The 16,604-nt window shown below is 65.7% G+C and carries 16 protein-coding genes and 3 pseudogenes; 8 read left to right on the top strand and 11 right to left on the bottom strand.

From position 1 onward, the window contains the following. Positions 1-174: aldehyde dehydrogenase family protein (locus tag G3O00_RS29815; protein WP_206145180.1), on the bottom strand; the 174-nt coding region annotated here is incomplete at its 3' end. 470 nt (positions 175-644) lie between these two features. On the opposite strand from G3O00_RS29815, the gene ppa reads away from it, so the two are divergent. Further along, on the top strand, positions 645-1,172 hold the full coding sequence (gene ppa / locus G3O00_RS29820; RefSeq protein WP_011352863.1) for an inorganic diphosphatase: 528 nt from the start codon (positions 645-647) through the stop codon (positions 1,170-1,172). A 54-nt stretch (positions 1,173-1,226) separates the two neighbouring features. Here the strand turns inward: ppa and G3O00_RS29825 are convergent, their stop codons facing one another. After that, on the bottom strand, positions 1,227-2,087 hold the full coding sequence (locus G3O00_RS29825) for a GIY-YIG nuclease family protein (RefSeq protein WP_206145173.1): 861 nt from the start codon (positions 2,085-2,087) through the stop codon (positions 1,227-1,229). Positions 2,088-2,136: 49 nt separating this feature from the next. Continuing rightward, a complete protein-coding gene (locus tag G3O00_RS29830; RefSeq protein ID WP_206145174.1) occupies positions 2,137-3,171 on the bottom strand; it encodes an AraC family transcriptional regulator in 1,035 nt (344 codons plus the stop codon). A 207-nt stretch (positions 3,172-3,378) separates the two neighbouring features. Between G3O00_RS29830 and G3O00_RS29835 the strand changes: the two are divergent. After that, positions 3,379-3,614 (top strand): annotated as a pseudogene (locus tag G3O00_RS29835) (beta-glucosidase); the annotation flags it as partial. A 74-nt stretch (positions 3,615-3,688) separates the two neighbouring features. On the opposite strand, the gene G3O00_RS29840 reads toward G3O00_RS29835, so the two are convergent. Next, positions 3,689-4,867, bottom strand: a complete 1,179-nt coding sequence (locus tag G3O00_RS29840; RefSeq protein ID WP_206145175.1) for a GNAT family N-acetyltransferase — start codon at positions 4,865-4,867, stop codon at positions 3,689-3,691. Between the two features lie 110 nt (positions 4,868-4,977). Here G3O00_RS29840 and G3O00_RS29845 point away from each other — a divergent pair, with 110 nt between their 5' ends. Beyond that, positions 4,978-6,684, top strand: coding sequence for an NAD+ synthase (locus tag G3O00_RS29845; protein ID WP_206145176.1), 1,707 nt, complete (start codon positions 4,978-4,980; stop codon positions 6,682-6,684). 83 nt (positions 6,685-6,767) lie between these two features. Beyond that, positions 6,768-7,106, top strand: coding sequence for a P-II family nitrogen regulator (locus tag G3O00_RS29850; protein WP_006398637.1), 339 nt, complete (start codon positions 6,768-6,770; stop codon positions 7,104-7,106). Between the two features lie 143 nt (positions 7,107-7,249). Here G3O00_RS29850 and G3O00_RS29855 read toward each other — a convergent pair whose 3' ends face one another. Together G3O00_RS29855 and G3O00_RS29860 are read right to left on the bottom strand one after the other, a co-directional pair. After that, on the bottom strand, positions 7,250-8,329 hold the full coding sequence (locus tag G3O00_RS29855) for a porin (RefSeq protein ID WP_011352857.1): 1,080 nt from the start codon (positions 8,327-8,329) through the stop codon (positions 7,250-7,252). Positions 8,330-8,891: 562 nt separating this feature from the next. After that, complete coding sequence (locus tag G3O00_RS29860; protein ID WP_206145177.1) at positions 8,892-9,818, bottom strand: LysR family transcriptional regulator; 927 nt, start codon at positions 9,816-9,818, stop codon at positions 8,892-8,894. Between the two features lie 133 nt (positions 9,819-9,951). Here G3O00_RS29860 and G3O00_RS29865 point away from each other — a divergent pair, with 133 nt between their 5' ends. After that, a complete protein-coding gene (locus G3O00_RS29865; RefSeq protein WP_206145178.1) occupies positions 9,952-10,449 on the top strand; it encodes a GNAT family N-acetyltransferase in 498 nt (165 codons plus the stop codon). 54 nt (positions 10,450-10,503) lie between these two features. Here G3O00_RS29865 and G3O00_RS29870 read toward each other — a convergent pair whose 3' ends face one another. Beyond that, positions 10,504-11,283: an ABC transporter ATP-binding protein gene (locus G3O00_RS29870; protein WP_011352854.1), complete on the bottom strand. Its 780-nt coding sequence runs from the start codon at positions 11,281-11,283 to the stop codon at positions 10,504-10,506. A 112-nt stretch (positions 11,284-11,395) separates the two neighbouring features. Here G3O00_RS29870 and G3O00_RS29875 point away from each other — a divergent pair. Continuing rightward, positions 11,396-12,070 (top strand): annotated as a pseudogene (locus tag G3O00_RS29875) (transposase); the annotation flags it as partial. A gap of 38 nt (positions 12,071-12,108) precedes the next feature. Here G3O00_RS29875 and G3O00_RS29880 read toward each other — a convergent pair. The 3 genes from G3O00_RS29880 to G3O00_RS29890 all read right to left on the bottom strand — a co-directional run bounded on the left by G3O00_RS29880 (position 12,109) and on the right by G3O00_RS29890 (position 14,520). Beyond that, complete coding sequence (locus G3O00_RS29880) at positions 12,109-12,822, bottom strand: ABC transporter permease (RefSeq protein ID WP_011352853.1); 714 nt, start codon at positions 12,820-12,822, stop codon at positions 12,109-12,111. After that, positions 12,819-13,508, bottom strand: coding sequence for a histidine ABC transporter permease HisQ (gene hisQ / locus G3O00_RS29885; RefSeq protein WP_011352852.1), 690 nt, complete (start codon positions 13,506-13,508; stop codon positions 12,819-12,821). Before hisQ ends, G3O00_RS29880 begins: the two co-directional genes overlap by 4 nt. Positions 13,509-13,737: 229 nt before the next feature. Beyond that, positions 13,738-14,520 carry an ABC transporter substrate-binding protein gene (locus G3O00_RS29890; protein ID WP_206145179.1) on the bottom strand — a complete coding sequence of 261 codons (783 nt, stop codon included), beginning with the start codon at positions 14,518-14,520 and terminating at the stop codon, positions 13,738-13,740. Positions 14,521-14,889: 369 nt separating this feature from the next. Between G3O00_RS29890 and G3O00_RS29895 the strand changes: the two genes are divergently transcribed. After that, positions 14,890-15,585, top strand: coding sequence for a pirin family protein (locus G3O00_RS29895; protein ID WP_174931704.1), 696 nt, complete (start codon positions 14,890-14,892; stop codon positions 15,583-15,585). Between the two features lie 70 nt (positions 15,586-15,655). On the opposite strand, the gene G3O00_RS29900 is transcribed toward G3O00_RS29895, so the two are convergent. Further along, positions 15,656-16,204 (bottom strand): periplasmic heavy metal sensor, encoded by a 549-nt coding sequence (locus G3O00_RS29900; protein ID WP_011352849.1) that lies wholly within the window; start codon positions 16,202-16,204, stop codon positions 15,656-15,658. 275 nt (positions 16,205-16,479) lie between these two features. Between G3O00_RS29900 and G3O00_RS29905 the strand changes: the two are divergent. Next, a pseudogene (locus G3O00_RS29905) lies at positions 16,480-16,604 on the top strand (NADH-quinone oxidoreductase subunit C); the annotation flags it as partial.

Below are 16,604 nucleotides of genomic sequence, written 5' to 3' on the forward strand. Positions count from 1 at the left end.
CCACGGGCCCGCGAATGCGTCGCGGGCCGCGGCGACTGCGCGCTCGATGTCGGGCGCCGTGCCGCGGGCGATCGACGCGAATGGCTGGCCGTCGGATGGATCGACGACCGCGATGGTTTCCAGTTGCGCGGGCAACGTCCATTCGCCCGCGATGAAGTGCTTCGCCTCTTCCATGCCAGCTCCTGTCGACCCAAGTTAGCGCTTCAGCGCTTACTTGGGTCCCATGCTTCGCGGTCGGCCCAAGTTAGCGCTTTAGGGCTTATTCGGGTCTCATGCTTCGCGGTCGACCCGAGTTAGCGCTTTAGCACCTGCTTGGGCCCCATGCTTTGCGGTCGACCCGAGTTTGTGCTTCAGCGCTTATTCGGGTCCCATGCTTCGCGGTCGACCCGAGTTAGCACTTCAGCGCTCACCCGGGCCCCATGTTTCGCGGTCGACCGGCGACAGCGCTTCAGCCACCAACGCCGGTTCCACCTGACGCGGCCGGTGGTTCGACGGCCGGGCATCCGGAACGATTATCGGCCGATCGTCATCCGGACGCCACCGGTCGATTGGCTATAATGGCGCATTCCCTTGCGGGACGTCTGCGGCGGTGCATCGGCCGCGGCGCCCTGTCCCGAATTCCCATCGACCTACAGAGAGTGCTCATGAGCTTCAATCATGTTCCGGCCGGCAAGGACCTGCCGCAAGATTTCAACGTGATCATCGAGATTCCCGCGCAAAGCGATCCGGTGAAGTACGAGGCGGACAAGGAACTGGGCCTTCTCGTCGTCGACCGCTTCATCGGCACGGGCATGCGCTATCCGGTGAACTACGGCTACATCCCGCAGACGCTGTCGGGCGACGGCGATCCGGTCGACGTGCTGGTGATCACGCCGTTCCCGTTGCTGGCAGGCTCGATCGTGCGTTCGCGCGTGCTCGGCATGCTGCAGATGACCGACGAGTCGGGCGTCGACGCGAAGCTGGTCGCCGTGCCGCACGACAAGGTCTGCCCGATGACGGCGAACCTGAAGTCGATCGACGACGTGCCCGAGTACCTGAAGGACCAGATCAAGCACTTCTTCGAGCAATACAAGGCGCTCGAGAAGGGCAAGTGGGTGAAGGTCGAAGGCTGGGCAGGCATCGAAGCCGCGCACAAGGAAATCACCGACGGCGCAGCGAACTACAAGAAGTAAGCGGCGTACCGGCCGACGGCCGGTTCGTGCGAAACGCAAACCGCGCGTGTCTCCTCAGGAGGCCGCGCGGTTTTGTTTTGTGCGTTGAGGTTGTTTGCGCGCCGAGGCGGCCACGGCCGCACGCGGTGTGGCGGTGGCCTGCGCATCCTTCGTGCGCTTCGCGCGACGAGGCGCAACGGGTGCAACGGAGGCCGCCATGGCTTTGGTGGCTTTCGTGGCGGCCGGGCGGCGGCGACCCGGTGCGGGCGCGGCGTCTTCGCGTCCGGTCGTGACGGGTTTGCCGCTGCCTGCCGGCACCTTCTTTTTCGACGAAGAGGGTGCGGCCGGCTTGTCCTTTTTTACCAGGGCGTCGCGCGACGAAGCTTTGCGTGAAGCCGCATCGCTGTCGGGCTTCTTGCGTTTCGCGACCGGTGCGGCTTTTGTCGGCTTGGCGGTCTTCGCGGGTTTGTCGACCTTCTCGGTTTTTCCGGCCTTTACGGCCTTGTCGACCGTCTCGGCTTTCCCGGCCTTTCCAGCCTTCTTCGTGCCTTTACCCGCTTCAACCGTCTTCGCCGCGCTATCGACGTTCTCCGCCTTCGCCTTCTTCCGCCCGCGAGCACCGGCCTTCAACCCGGCCACATCACCACTCGCATCGACGGCCACCACGGCCGGCAGCACCGACTCCAGCGTCCGCAACCCGGCCGCCAGCTCCCGTTTCTGCGCAGCCGTGAGCCGCTTCACCCAGTATTCGGCGCGCGATGCACTCGACCGGTCGGGCAGCGGAAACGACGCGAGCACCGCGCGCGGCTTGCGCGAGCGCGTGTAGCGCGCGCCCTTGCCGGATGCGTGCTCGTCGAAGCGCGCGGCAACGTCGGTCGTGATGCCGGTGTAGACGCTGTCGTCGGCGCATTCGATCAGATACAGAAACCAGGACATGGCAGGGCGGCGGGATGCGAAGCCGCCAGTGTCTCAGAAAAAGTGCCCGTCAACGCCACCGATCGCCGTGCCCGTCGCGGAAGCGGCTCGGCGCCGCACCGAGTTCGCGCGTGAAGAAGCGCGTGAACGCGCTCGTCGAACGGAAGCCGACCCGCACGCCGATTTCGCCGATCGGCAGTTGCGTATTCAGCAGCAGGTCGCGCGCTTCACCGAGCCGGGCCTGTGCGACGAGTGCATGAAACCCGACCGCTTCGCGATGCAGCCGCCGGCGCAGCGTCCAGCGCGACATCGCGAAGCGCGTGCAGACGTGCTCCATCAGCGTGTCGGACGGCACGTCGGCGTCGTCGGACGTGCGCAACCAGTCACGCACGCATTGTTCGACCGACGAGCCGAACGTCGAGCGGGCGCGCACGCGCTCGCGCGCGGCGTCGGCTGCATGACGCTGGATGTCCGCAAGCGGCGCGTTGTAGCGCTCGAACGGCGTGTCGAGGCGCGCGGAGCGCAGCACGACGCGGTTGTACGCGGCATCGAACGACACTGCCGCGCCGAGGAGGTCGCGCAGTGCGGCCGTCGGCGCGAACGCGCGGCCCGCGAACGCGGCTTCGTCGACCTGCACATGCGGATCGTACAGGCGCGCAAGCGCGACGAGGATCGCGAAATTCGCGAACGCGCTGCTGGCGGGCCGGCCGTCGCCCTCGTTCACGTACTCGAGCGCGATCGCGCCGCTGGTTTCATGCGCGAACACCCAGTCGACGTTGCCGATCAGTTCGCGGTAGCGCAAGTAGCCGTGCAGCGCATCGCGCAGCGTCGCGGCGTTGCAGGTGATGCCCGCGAGCTCGGGAAACGGCGCGAGCCACGGCACGACCTGCGGCGGCGGCCGATGCCAGGACAACGGCCATTCGCTCATCAGCCGCATCGCGGCGACGTGCCGATCTCCGGGGATGCGCCGCGCATCGTCGGCGAGATCGGTCGCCCCGATGCCGAGCGTCGCATACATCGGCGCAAGGTCGAAGCCGTTGCGGCGCATGTCGTCGAGCGCCTGTCGGTAGACCCGGACGGATACCGATTTCTGTCGTAACTCCATGTCTCTCTCCATGACCTTCGGGTTTGCCCCCGCTGCGAGAGGTCAAGTACGGCTCTTGCCGGTCAAGCATGGTGACCGGTCGTTTTTTGGGTTTGGACGCTGGAGTGTGGTGACAAGTACAACAGATCAATTCAGGCGGATCAACGAAAACTTCACGGTCCCGGCGTTCGACGATGGTGTCCGCGTGCGTGCGCGCTCGCGGTGCGGCCCGCATCGCTCGGCGAACCGTCGAAGCGACTCGTCGGGCGGACCAAGGTCGCGCGCGGCAGTCGGGCGCGGCGCGGACCGTCAGCGTCGCGGTGCCGGCGCAGCGCGGTGCGATCCGGGATGCGAATGCGCACGCGTACGCGTGGCGGATCGCCGCGGGCAGCGACGGGCTGTCGGCGGCGGCTTCGTCGCGCGACCCGCAAGCGCTGTCGACGACGGTGACGCTCGCCGCGCACTGCGCCGAAGGGGGCCGTGCGGCGTGCGGCGAAGCCGGTCGTGGCTTCGTCGCATGCCGGTGCGCCTGATGACGTTACTCGGTGCCGCGCCGGAACGGATCGTGTTCGCGCAGTTCGTCGACGTACGCGTGGATATGCTCGGTTTCGCGTTCGAGAAAGCGCGCGACCGCGTCGGAGAACGCCGGGTGCGCGAGCCAGTGCGCGGAGTGCGTGACGGTCGGCAGGAAGCCGCGCGCGAGCTTGTGTTCGCCCTGAGCGCCGCCTTCGAACGTATCGAGCCCGGCCTCGATGCAGAATTCGAGCAACTGGTAGTAGGCCGTTTCGAAATGCAGGCACGGCACGTGTTCGACCGCGCCCCAGTAGCGGCCGTACAGCGTGCCGCCGCCGTTTTCGCCGCGCCGGTAGACGGCGAGCGCACTCGCGATCGGCTGGCCGTCGGCTTCCGCGATCACGAGCAGCAGGTTCTCGGGCATCGTCGCGCCGATCGTGCGGAAGAAGTCGAGGTTCAGGTACGGGCTCGAATAGTGTTCGCGATAGGTCTGCCGGTAGCAGCGCGAGAAGAAGCGCCAGTCGGCGTCGGTGATCTGGTCGCCGGTGAGCCGCCGGAACGTCACGCCCGCGTCGTGCACCTTGCGCCGCTCCGCACGGATGTTCTTGCGCTTCTTCTGTTCGAGCGTGCCGAGGAAGTCGTCGAAGTGGCGGTAGCCGTCGTTGAGCCAGTGGAACTGCACGCCTTCGCGCAGCATCATCCCCATCGATTCGAGGAGCGCCGCTTCGTCGCCGGTCGGGAACAGCACGTGCAGCGACGACACGTCGCTCTGCTCGGCGAACGCGAGCAGCGTGGCCGCGAGCCGGCGGCGCGCGTCGTCGTTGGCCGCGAGCAGACGCGTGCCCTGCACGGGCGTGAACGGCACCGCGCACAGCAGCTTCGGGTAGTAGGGCAGGTCGTTGCGCTGGTACGCGTCGGCCCACGCCCAGTCGAACACGTATTCGCCGTACGAATGCTGCTTCGCGTAGACGGGTGCGGCGGCCGCGAGGCGGCCGGTGCGCTCGTCGGTCAGCGTGACGAAGTGCGGCGACCAGCCGGTATCGTCGACCGCGCAGCGCGCGACGTGCAGCGCGTCGAGGAATTCGTGGCGCAGGAAGGGCGTCGGCTGCGCGTCGCGGGCGAGCAGCGCGTTCCATTCTTCGGCCGGCACCTCTGCGGGGGACGACAGGATGCCCGTGCGATAATCGATGCGTTCGTGTTTCAAGCGTGAATCCGTACCGTTCTGTGTCGCCGGATGCGAGGGCCTGCGCGGCCCGCACCGGGACGATTTCGTCAGCCGTTCAGGGCGCGCCGCCGGGCTGCGCCGATCCCGCCATGAAGACCCGACTCGCTCTCGCCCAGATCAACGTCACCGTCGGCGACTTCGCCGGCAACGTCGCGCGGATCGTCGCGGCCGCACGCGCCGCGCACAACGATGGTGCGCAGCTGATGGTCGCGCCGGAACTCGCGCTGTCCGGCTATCCGCCGGAAGACCTGCTGCTGCGGCCCGCGTTCTATGCAGCGGCGGCCTCGGCACTCGACGCGCTCGCCGATGCGCTGAAGGCATTCGACGGGCTTGCGGTGCTGGTCGGCCATCCGCTGCGCGGCGCGGGCGAAGGCGCGCACGCGCCAGCCGTCGATGGTAATGCAAACCGCCCGATCGAGCGCGGCGTGCCGCCCACCGATACCTACAACGCGGTATCGCTGATCGTCGGCGGCGAGATCGTCGGCACTTATCGCAAGCAGGATCTGCCGAACGCAGAAGTGTTCGACGAGAAGCGCTACTTCGCGACGGACGCCGAGCCGCTCGTGTTCGAGTTGAACGGCGTGAAATACGGCGTGATCATCTGCGAGGACGCATGGCATGCATCCGCCGCGCAGATCGCGAAGGCGGCCGGCGCGCAGGTGCTGCTGATCCCGAACGGCTCGCCGTACCACATGAACAAGGAAGCGGTGCGCTTCGACATCCTGCGCGCGCGGATTCGTGAAACCGGGCTGCCGATGGTGTACGTGAACCTCGTCGGCGGCCAGGACGAGCTCGTGTTCGACGGCGGCTCGTTCGTGCTCGATGCGCAGGGCGCGCTCGTCGCGAAGATGCCGCAGTTCGACGAAGGGCACGCGATCGTCGAATTCGACGGCGCGCGGCCGCTACCGGGCGCGATCGCGCCCGAGCTGTCGACGGACGCGCAGGTGTACCGCGCGCTCGTGACGGGCGTGCGCGACTACATCGGCAAGAACGGGTTTCCGGGTGCGCTGATCGGGCTGTCGGGCGGCGTCGATTCGGCGCTGGTGCTGGCCGTTGCATGCGACGCGCTCGGGCCCGAGCGCGTGCGTGCGGTGATGATGCCGTCGCGCTTCACGGCCGACATCTCGACCACCGACGCCGCGGAAATGGCGCGGCGCGTCGGCGTGCGTTACGACGAGATCGCGATCGCGCCGATGTTCGATGCGTTCCGTGCATCGCTGGCGGGCGAGTTCGCGGGCCGTGCGGAAGATGCGACGGAGGAAAACATCCAGGCGCGCATCCGCGGCACGCTGCTGATGGCGCTGTCGAACAAGTTCGGCTCGATCGTGCTGACGACCGGCAACAAGAGCGAGATGGCGGTCGGCTACTGCACGCTATACGGCGACATGGCTGGCGGGTTCGCGGTGATCAAGGACATCGCGAAGACGCTCGTGTACCGGCTCTGCCGCTATCGCAACGAAACCACCGACTACGCGCTGCGCGATGTGATCCCCGAGCGGATTCTCACGCGCGCGCCGTCGGCCGAGCTGCGCGAGAACCAGACCGACCAGGACAGCCTGCCGCCGTACGACGTGCTCGACGCGATCATGCGGATGTACATGGAAGAGGACCGGCCGCTCGCCGAGATCGTCGCGGCCGGTTATGCACAGGCCGACGTCGAACGCGTGACGCGGCTCATCAAGATCAACGAATACAAGCGCCGCCAGGCGCCGATCGGCATTCGCGTCACGCATCGCGCATTCGGGCGCGACTGGCGCTATCCGATCACGTCACGTTTTACCGAACGCCTCGATTGAGCGGTGCTGGGCCGCATGCGGTTCGCAGGCTTACAATCGGGGTCGCGATTTTTCATCCAAACGAGCATTGGGGGACAACCACCATGAAACGCATCACTGCCATCATCAAGCCGTTCAAGCTGGACGAAGTCCGCGAAGCGCTCGCCGAAGTGGGTCTCACGGGCCTGACCGTGACGGAAGTGAAGGGCTTCGGCCGCCAGAAGGGCCATACCGAGCTGTATCGCGGCGCCGAATACGTCGTCGACTTCCTGCCGAAGATGAAGATCGAGGTGGTCGTCGCGGAAGCGCAGGTCGACCAGGTGATCGATGCGGTGATCGGCGCGGCGCGCACCGGCAAGATCGGCGACGGCAAGATCTTCGTGTCGGACGTCGAGCGCGTGATCCGCATCCGTACCGGCGAAGAGAACGAAGCGGCCGTCTGAGCGCCGTATTCGTCGATGGGCCGCATCATGCCGGCCCGCCAATAAAAAACGGTGCGATACCCGGTTGGGTACCGCACCGATACGCGCCTCTCGCAGCAGCGTGGAAAACGTTGTCGAATCGATTCTTTGAGAACGGCGCCTGATCAGAACAGGTGCTGGATACCGGCGTAGACGCCCGTCTGGCTGCCGCCCGGATTCGGGTTGCCCGTCGACACGGCCGTACCGGCGCCGTTCGCGTTCAGGCCGAAGTTGGCGTTCTTGCTGTTGCGCACCGTTGCGACCTGCAGGTCGAACAGCGTGCGCTTCGAGATGTTGTACGAGCCGCCGACGGTATAGATGTTCGCGTTGCCGCCGCCGTGGTTCGCGTTCACGTGATACACGGCTGCGATCAGTGCCGCTGCCGGCGTTGCCTGCCACGTCACGCCGCCCCAGACCTGCTGGGTGCCCGTCACGCCGGCGTTCACCGCCGGGCCGCCGCTGCCGTCAGCGCGCGATGCCTGGTAGGCTGCCTGAACCTTGAACTGGCCGAGGAACACGTTCACGCCCGCGAAGTATTCACGCGAGTAGTTGAACACGTCCGAGAAGCGGCCGTTGCTGTCGCGCGTTTCGTCGTAGATACCGCGCAACTGGAACAGCGAATTCGTATAGGTGACCTGTGCGCCGGCTGCACGACCCGGTTGGCCGGCCGTCGTGTTGCCGTTGAAGCTGGTCGAGTTCGAGAACGAGAACTGGCCGTAGAAGTCGAGGCCGTAGAACTGCGGCGACTGGTACGACACGTTGTTGCTGGTCTTGTTCCAGTTGCGGCCGCGCACCAGCGAGGCCGTCGACCAGGCCGACTGGCCGAACGGGTCGAAGTCCCACACGCCGTTGGCGATCGCGAGTTCGCGACCCAACAGCAGCGTACCGTAGCGGTCGTTGGAGATGCCGACCGTCGCATAACGATCCCAGATCGAGCCGCTGAAGCCGCCCGTCATCGTGTTGAACGCGCCTTCGAGGTGGAACAGGACCTTGTTGCCGCCACCGATGTCCTCGGTGCCCTTCAAGCCCCAGAGGCTCGTGCCCCAGTCGCCGCTTTCCGCGCGCACTTGGTGGCCGTTTTGCAGGCCGTTCATGTACTCGATGCCGGCATCCAGGCGGCCATACAGCGTGACGCTGCTCTGCGCGTGCGCCGTCACCACCCCAGCAGCCATCAGCGCGGCCGCGACCAAAGCTTTCTTCATCATCTCCTCCATACCCTGTCAAAAAGTCAACCCAGACTGCACGAGATGCCCGGAGCGCGAGCGCCGGGCAAAAGCGGGATAACCAGGGAGACCTCGTGCAGGGCCGGTAAGCGCAGCACGCGGGCAAGCGGACGGAAAACCGTTGAGCGGTCCCGCGCAGCCGGGTCGGCCTGCGGGGTCTCCTTGTAGTGTCGTGAAGCTAAACTACATTTCACGAACTTCGTTTTGCTACTTTGGTTACTAATTTAGCAAAAATACAATTTTGTGGCGATGGAAATCGTTGTTTGACTAACACCTGTCGTCAAATTGCCATGCAACACGGTGCGCAACAGGTGCGCCAAGGGTTTGCAATTAACGGAAAACCCTTGTGCCGCAAGGGAGACACGAATTTCGCAAACAGGGATCAAGGATTGCCACTATTGACGCTGCGAGGGCGCGAGCGTAAGCGTCGGATACGAAAAATTGGTAAGTATTTCGTAATGAATGAGCGGCTGCCGGAGAGGGCCAGCCGCTGCCTGAAACCCTTGTCAGGCAACGCGCAGCGCGATGTTCCGACGTGCGTCGGTCAGGGCGTGGCGGGCCTGGCGTCGAGCAACTGCGCGCGAATCCAGCGATGTGCATCGGTGCGCGCATGCTTCGCGTGCGAGTAGACCTTCACGGTGTAGCGCGGGATCTCGAACGGCGCGGGAAAGATGCGGATCGGCGCCGCGTGCCGCAGCGCCTGTGCGGCGCGGTTCGGCACGGTCATCAGCAGCGCGGATTCCGCGATCACGAACGGCGCGGCCAGCACGGTCGGCAACTGCACGGCGACCTGCCGCGCGAGGCCGAGCCGGTCGAGCACATGGTCGACGACGCCGCGGGACTCGTTCCACGGCGTGACGACCACGTGGCGTGCCGCCAGGTACTGGTCGAGCGTCAGCCGCCGGCGGATGTCCGGATGCGTGGCGCTCGCGATCACGACGTAGTCGTCGGAGAACCAGTCGAAGTCCTCGATGCCCGGCGCGTCGGCCGCCGATTCCTCGTGGTAGCCGAGCGCGAAATCGATGCGGCCGGCCGCGAGTTCGTCGACGGAGATCTTCCGGTCGGAATGCACGACGCGGATCCGCAACTGTGGTGCGACGTGCTGGATGCGTGCGAGAAACGCCGGCAGCACGGCGAAGGCCGTGTAGTCGGTCGCCGCGAACACGAACGTGCGGTCGCTTTGCGCGGGATCAAAGCGGCGCGCGCGGGCGAGCCCCTTCGACATCGCGTCGAGCGCGTCGCCGGCCCAGGTGGCGATGTCGTCGGCGCGCACGGTCGGCTGCATCTCGTTGCCGAGGCGCACGAACAGTGCGTCGCCGATCGCGTCGCGCAGCCGCGCGAGCGCATGGCTCAACGCGGACGGGCTCAGCGCGAGCTCGTGCGCAGCCGCGGCGACGGAGCGGTGACGGTACAGCGCATCGAACACGAGCAGCAGGTTCAGGTCGAGGCGGCGTAGATCGGGATGCATCATGTTCAGGTCCGGATGAAGAAACTGCACTTCCTGCAGGCACCGAGTGAACGTAGCATGACGATCTGATGGGCGCCAGCGCGGCTGCGCGGCGCCGTTTCCCGTTTCAAGTCAGGGCCGGAGGAGGGCTCAACCCGTGCAAATCGATATCCGTTCCGCCACCGTCGCCGACGTGCCGCAGATCCTGCGTTTCATTACCGAGCTGGCCATCTACGAGAAGGCGGAACACGAAGTGATCGCGACGCCCGCATCGCTCGAGCGCAGCCTGTTCGGCGAGGGCTCGCCGGCGCGCGCGCTGATGTGCGAGGTCGACGGCGAGCCGGCCGGCTTTGCCGTGTATTTCTTCTCGTATTCGACGTGGCTGGCCCGGCAGGGGCTGTATCTCGAGGATCTGTACGTGTCGCCGCACTTTCGCGGTGCGGGCGCCGGGCTGCGGCTCTTGAAGTCGCTCGCGCGGATCGCGGTCGAGTCGGGCTGTGGGCGTTTCGAGTGGAGCGTGCTCGACTGGAACGAGCCGGCGATCCGCTTCTACGAGAGCGTCGGCGCCGCGCCGCAGAGCGAATGGGTGCGTTACCGGCTCGCGGGCGACGAACTGCGCGCGTTCGCCGACAGCGCGCCGGTGAGCGCGGCGTAAACGCAAAACGGGCGCCGCGCGGCGAACCGCGGGCGCCCGCTCGTGCCGCGTGCGTTACTTGAGGCTGCCCGACAGGAACCCGCGCAGGCGTTCGCTCTTCGGGTTGGCAAACACCTCGGACGGCACGCCTTCTTCCTCGACGCGGCCCTGGTGCAGGAACATCACGTGGTTCGACACGTTGCGCGCAAAGCCCATCTCGTGCGTGACGACGATCATCGTGCGGCCTTCCTCGGCGAGCTTCTGCATCACCTTCAGCACTTCGCCCACCAGCTCCGGGTCGAGTGCCGATGTCGGCTCGTCGAACAGCATCACGTCCGGATGCATCGCGAGCGCGCGTGCAATCGCGACGCGCTGCTGCTGGCCGCCCGACAGGTGCGACGGATACTGTTTCTCGACGCGCGGCGCGAGGCCGACTTTCTCGAGATACTCGCGTGCGCGCTCCTCGGCTTCCTTCTTCGGGATGCCGAGCACGTTCACGGGCGCTTCCATCACGTTCTCGATCACGTTCATGTGCGACCAGAGGTTGAAGTGCTGGAACACCATCGACAGCTTGGTGCGCACGCGCTGCAGCTGCTTCGAGTCGGCCGCGCGCAGCGCGCCCGACTTGTCGGGCGTCGTGCGCACTTCCTCGCCGTCGACGACGATGCGGCCCGCATTCGGCTGCTCGAGGAAGTTGATGCAGCGGAGCATCGTGCTCTTGCCGGAGCCGGACGAGCCGATCACGCTGATCACGTCGCCCGAGTTCGCCTTCAGCGACACGCCCTTGAGCACCTCGTTGTCGCCGTACCGCTTGTGCAGATCGTCGACGAAAAGCTTTTGAGTCTGAGAGTTCATCAGTTGCTCGGAGAAACCCCGCCAATCATGGTCGGGAGGAAAGAAGTGCCGCCAATAGGCGACATTCCCGCTTTAGAATGGCCGGCATGATCCTTGTCTCTATCGCTACCGGGTGAAGTCGCTCAACGGACGGCTTAACAAACAGAGCCGTGCGGTGAGCTATGTCTGGAATTGATTTCTCAACATTGTGACCGGGATGCCCGATGTGCCGGCCCGCCCGATCCGGTCCGGTGCCGGTATCGATCTCTGCCCGAAAGACTTCGCAATACTTTCGACTGGCGAGAAGCTGCCGAATGACCGGTTCAGCCAGCGCGCGGCAGATAAGCTTGCGAAGGCGCAACGGGCGTGAAAGCACAAGCGGCACATCGCGAAGCTGCATGCCAAGGTGGCGAATGCTCATGCCGACTTCCATCACAAGCTTGAGTTTTATCTGGTGCGGTGCTTCGATTGCATTGTGGCCGGCAAGGTATCGGCCACGAAACCCGCCAAAACCAGGATGGCGAAAAACGTTTCCGACGTGTCCTGGTCGTCCTTCCGAAACAAGCTCCGCTACAAAGCGATCGCGCACGGGGCTAGGTACGAGGAAGTCGACGAAAGCGGTTTTACCCAGTCCTGTTCGGCGTGTGGGTCGAAAGCCTGCACGACGCGGCCGAGAGGTATCGCGGGACTGCGAATAAGAGAATGAGCCTGCGACGGCTGTGGTGTCGTGCATGATCGTGATACCAACGCTGCGCTGAACATTCTCCGATGCGGACGTGCATCGCCAGTTGTGGGAATCCCCCACCTTTGGGTAGGGGAGGACGTCAACAATAGTCCTGCGAAAACTTACTTGCCTTGCGGGCGCAGATACGCGAGCCAGCGGCGCTCGGCCTGGCGGAACAGCCAGACGAGCGTGAACGAGATCACGAGATAGAGCAGGGCGGCGATGCCGAACGCATGGAACGACATGTAGGTCGCCGAGTTGACGTCGCGGGCGATCTTCAGGATGTCCGGCACGGTCGCGGTGAACGCGACGGTGGTCGCGTGCAGCATCAGGATCACTTCGTTGCTGTACAGCGGCAGCGCGCGGCGCAGCGCCGACGGCAGGATCACGCGGCGGTACATCGTGAACGTCGACATCCCGTACGCACGCGCGGCTTCGATCTCGCCGTAGGAAGTCGCCTTGATCGCGCCCGCGAAGATCTCGGTGGTGTACGCGCAGGTGTTCAGCGTGAACGCGAGCAGCGTGCAGTGCATCCCGTCGCGGAAGAACGCGTCGAGCATCGGCGTGCCGCGCACGGCCTGCAGGCTGTAGAGGCCCGTGTAGCAGAGCAGCAGCTGCACGTAGAGCGGCGTGCCGCGGAATACGTACGTGTAGAGCCACACGGCGCCCGACAGCCACTTCTTCTTCGACACGCGCGCGACCGCGAGCGGTATCGACAGGCAGAAGCCGAGGCCGATCGACACGACCAGCAGCCACAACGTGATCGCGACACCGGTGATGCGATAGCCATCGGTGTAGAGATAGTTGCGCCAGTATTCTTGGATGAGTTCGATCATAGGTCAGCCTTGCGGACGCCGGTCGAGTAGCGCTTTTCGAGCCACATCAGCACGAAGTTCGAGATCGTCGTGATCGCGAGGTAGACGGCACCCGCGATCAGCGTGAAGAAGAAGAACCGCAGCGTGCCCTTGCCGGCGTCCTGCGACGCCTTCACGACGTCGGCGAGGCCGATGATCGATACGAGCGCGGTCGACTTCACGAGCACCTGCCAGTTGTTGCCGATGCCCGGCAGCGCGAAGCGCATCATCTGCGGGAACATGATCCGCGTGAACACCTGCCAGTTCGTCATCCCGTACGCGCTGCCGGCCTCGAGCTGGCCGCGCGGCACCGACAGGAACGCGCCGCGGAACGTCTCGGTGAAGTACGCGCCGTAGATGAAGCCGAGCACGAGCACGCCGGCGAGGAACGGGTCGATGTCGATCTGGTCCCAGCCGAGCGCGTCGGTCGCCATGTTCAGCCAGATCTGCAGGCTGTAGAACAGCAGCAGCATCAGCACGAGGTCGGGCACGCCGCGGATCAGCGTCGTGTAGACGGTGCCGACGCCACTCGTGAAGCGGTTGCGCGACAGCTTCGCGCCCGCGCCGAGCAGGCCCAGCAGGAACGACAGCGCAAGCGAAAGCACCGCCAGTTTGACGGTTTGCCAGGTGCCAGCGAGGATCAGCGGGCCGTAACCTTGTAGAAACATATGTGGTCCCTGGTGTGGTCCCTTAGGGCGCACGCGGTGCGCCGCGAAAGACGCGCCCGCCAAGCTGCGCGGAACGCCCCGTGCGTATCATGACCGTCCGCCCCGGCATCGGTGCCGGGCCCGCCCGTCGCGTGAGTGGCGGGCAAGGGAGCGGGCGGCGCGTGGTTGACTGCCTGTACTGCGCGGACACGGGGCCGCCCCCGCGTCCGGTGCTTCCAATTGTCGGCGCTTACCGGGCCGCAGCCGAATAGACGCTGAACGCGAAATACTTGTGCGACAGCCGATCGTACGTGCCGTCCTTGTGCATGTCGGCCAGCGCCTTGTTGATCTTGAGCTTCAGGTCCGTATCGTCCTTGCGCAGGCCGATTGCGGTGCCGTCGCCGATCGTCTTCGGATCCTTCACTTCCGGCCCGGCAAACGCGAAGCCCTTGCCGCGCGGCGTGCGCAGGAAGCCGTAGTCGGCCTGCAGCTCGTCCTGCAGCGTCGCGTCGAGACGGCCCGAGCCGAGATCGGCATAGACCTGGTCCTGGTTCTGGTAAGGAATGATCGTCACGCCCTGCGGCTCCCAGTACGCCTTCGCGTAGGTTTCCTGCGTCGAGCCCTGCTCGACGCCCACGCGCTTGCCCTTCAGCGATGCGATCGTCGGCAGCAGCGGCGAGCCGGTCTTCGCGATCATCCGCGCCGGCGCGTCGTATACCTTGTCGGAGAAGTCGATCTGTTCGCGGCGCTTGTCCGTGACGGTCAGCGACGACACGATGACGTCGTACTTCTTCGCCTTCAGCGCCGGGATGATCCCGTCGAGATCCTGCGCCACCCACACGCATTTCACGTTGATTCGCTTGCAGATTTCCTTGGTGAGATCGACGTCGAAACCGACGATCTCGCCGCTCGGCGCGGTCGACTCGAACGGCGGGTAGCTGGCATCGACGCCGATCCGCACGGTCTTCCACTCCTTCGCGAAGGCGCTACCCGCCATGAGGGCGAGGGCGGCGCACAGGGCGGCCTTCTTCATTTCCATCCTTCTGTTGCTGACTTTCCGGGAGTGCTCGCGGCCGGTCGGACCGGGCGCCGCGGCGTATTCTAGACGGCCAAAAATCGCCGATCGGCGCTCTGGCAATGGCGGCCGCCGGAACGGCGAACGCCAAAAGGCCGGTATTTTACCCGAACGCGATACCCGGAAACCGGCAATCCGGGCCGACCGATCGATTCTTCGACGCATTGATCCGGCTGTTGCGATAATCGTCGCATTCGCAATGGACATTGCGCCGATTGCATCCGTCGGTGCAACGATGCGGTGCGCAGGCGGCGGATTGTGGCGCGATTGGCACACTCATACAGTGACGGGATGCCAGAACCACGCATCTCACGGAGTGTCCGTCCCATGTTCCAGATCCGCCGCGCCGCCGATCGCGACCAGCGCAGCCAAGGCTGGCACGAATTCCTTCACAGCTTTCCTTGTGCGTCCGGCCGGAGCGGGCCGCCGGTGTTCGGCGCGTTGCGCGAACTGAACGAGGAATGCATCGCACCGACCCGCGGCTACGGGATGCGGCCGTACCGCGACGCGGAAATCGTCACCTATGTGCTCGACGGCGCGCTCGCGCATCGCGACAGCCTCGGCAATGGGGCGATCGTCCGTGCGGGCGGCTTGCAGCGCATGAGTGCCGGCACCGGCGTCATGCTGAGCGAAACCAATGCGTCGTGTGACGAGCCGCTGCGCCTGCTGCGGATCTGGCTCGCGCCGGCCGGGGCGGGCGGCCGGCCCGGCTACGTGCAGGCGCGCTTTGCCGACGACGAGAAACGCGGGCGGCTGCGGCTGGTGGCGGCCCCGGACGGTGGCGACGGCGCGTTGCAGATGGGTGCGGACGCACGCATCTTCGCGGGGCTGATCGACGGCGATGAAGCGGCGGCGTTCGACGTGCCGGCCGGGCGCCGCGCTTACGTGCACGTGGTGCGCGGCGACGTCGAGGTGAACGGCCGTGTGCTGGCCGCGGGCGACGGCGCGCGGATCGGCGGTGTGGACGCGGTGGCGTTCGGGCGCGGCCGGGCGGCCGAGGTGCTGCTGTTCGACGTCGCCTGAAACGCAAAAAGGGGACGCGGGCCGGTGCCCGCGTCCCCTTCGATGCCGCTCCCGGGAGCGGCCCGCCGGCTTACTGCGCCGGTGCCGACGCGGCCTTCGCCGCGCGATGCTGCTCCCAGCGCTCCTTCATCTTCTCGTGGCGCTGTTCCATCTTCGCGAACTGCTGCTTGAGCGCCGTGCTGACCATCGTCTTCTGCTGGTCGTTCAGCCCGTTGTAGAACGTGAGCCATGCGGCGGACGTCTGCTCGCGCAGTTGCGCGTTCTGCGACTCGGCCTGCTGGCGTGCCGAGTGCATCGCGCTCAGGTCGAGGATCGGCTGGTTCTGCTGCGCCTTGAACTGCTCGCGCATCTGCTCGTGGCTCTTGCGCATCGCGTCACGATTCTGCTTCATCGTGTTGACGGCCGCCTGCCATTGCTGTTCCTGCGACGCGTTGAGCTTCAACTGGCTGTGCAGTTTCATGATCGCGCCGAACGGGCCGCCTTCGTGCCCGCCGTGCATCTGGTGGGCGCCGGGGCCGCCCGGCGGGGGCGTATCGGCCGATTGGGCATGCGCGGTGCCGAATGCGAGAGCGAGCACGGTGGCGGCCGCGATGGCCACGCGGGAAGTCTTCTTATACATTTCAGAAACTCCTTGTATCCAAAGGGTCCGGCGATGCGGTACCGGGAAAGCCGAGTACCGCATCCGGTAAGACGCAGGTTAGCGATGCAAGCCGCGGCCGGTGTTACGTGGGGCGGTGGCTGGGTTACCGCGCATTACAGTTCCCTTGCGCGGTAACCCGCAGTAACCCTTTCGTCCCTTTGTTTCGTTCTTTGACTCCGCCCTCGCGCGGTAAACTTCGAGCCATGACTACCCAGATCCTCATCGTCGACGACGACCAAGAACTCCGAGACCTGCTGCGCGACGATCCGAAGCTCCGTTTCGAGCAGTTGCTCGACCTGTGCGGCGTCGACTACCAGACCTTCGGCGACGGTGCCTACGACGGCCCGCGTTTCGCGGCCGTGTCGCACCTGCTGTCGGT

Origin of the sequence: Burkholderia sp. Ac-20384, from assembly GCF_017104605.1 — a bacterium.
In the GTDB taxonomy this organism is placed as follows: Bacteria; Pseudomonadota; Gammaproteobacteria; order Burkholderiales; family Burkholderiaceae; genus Burkholderia; species Burkholderia lata.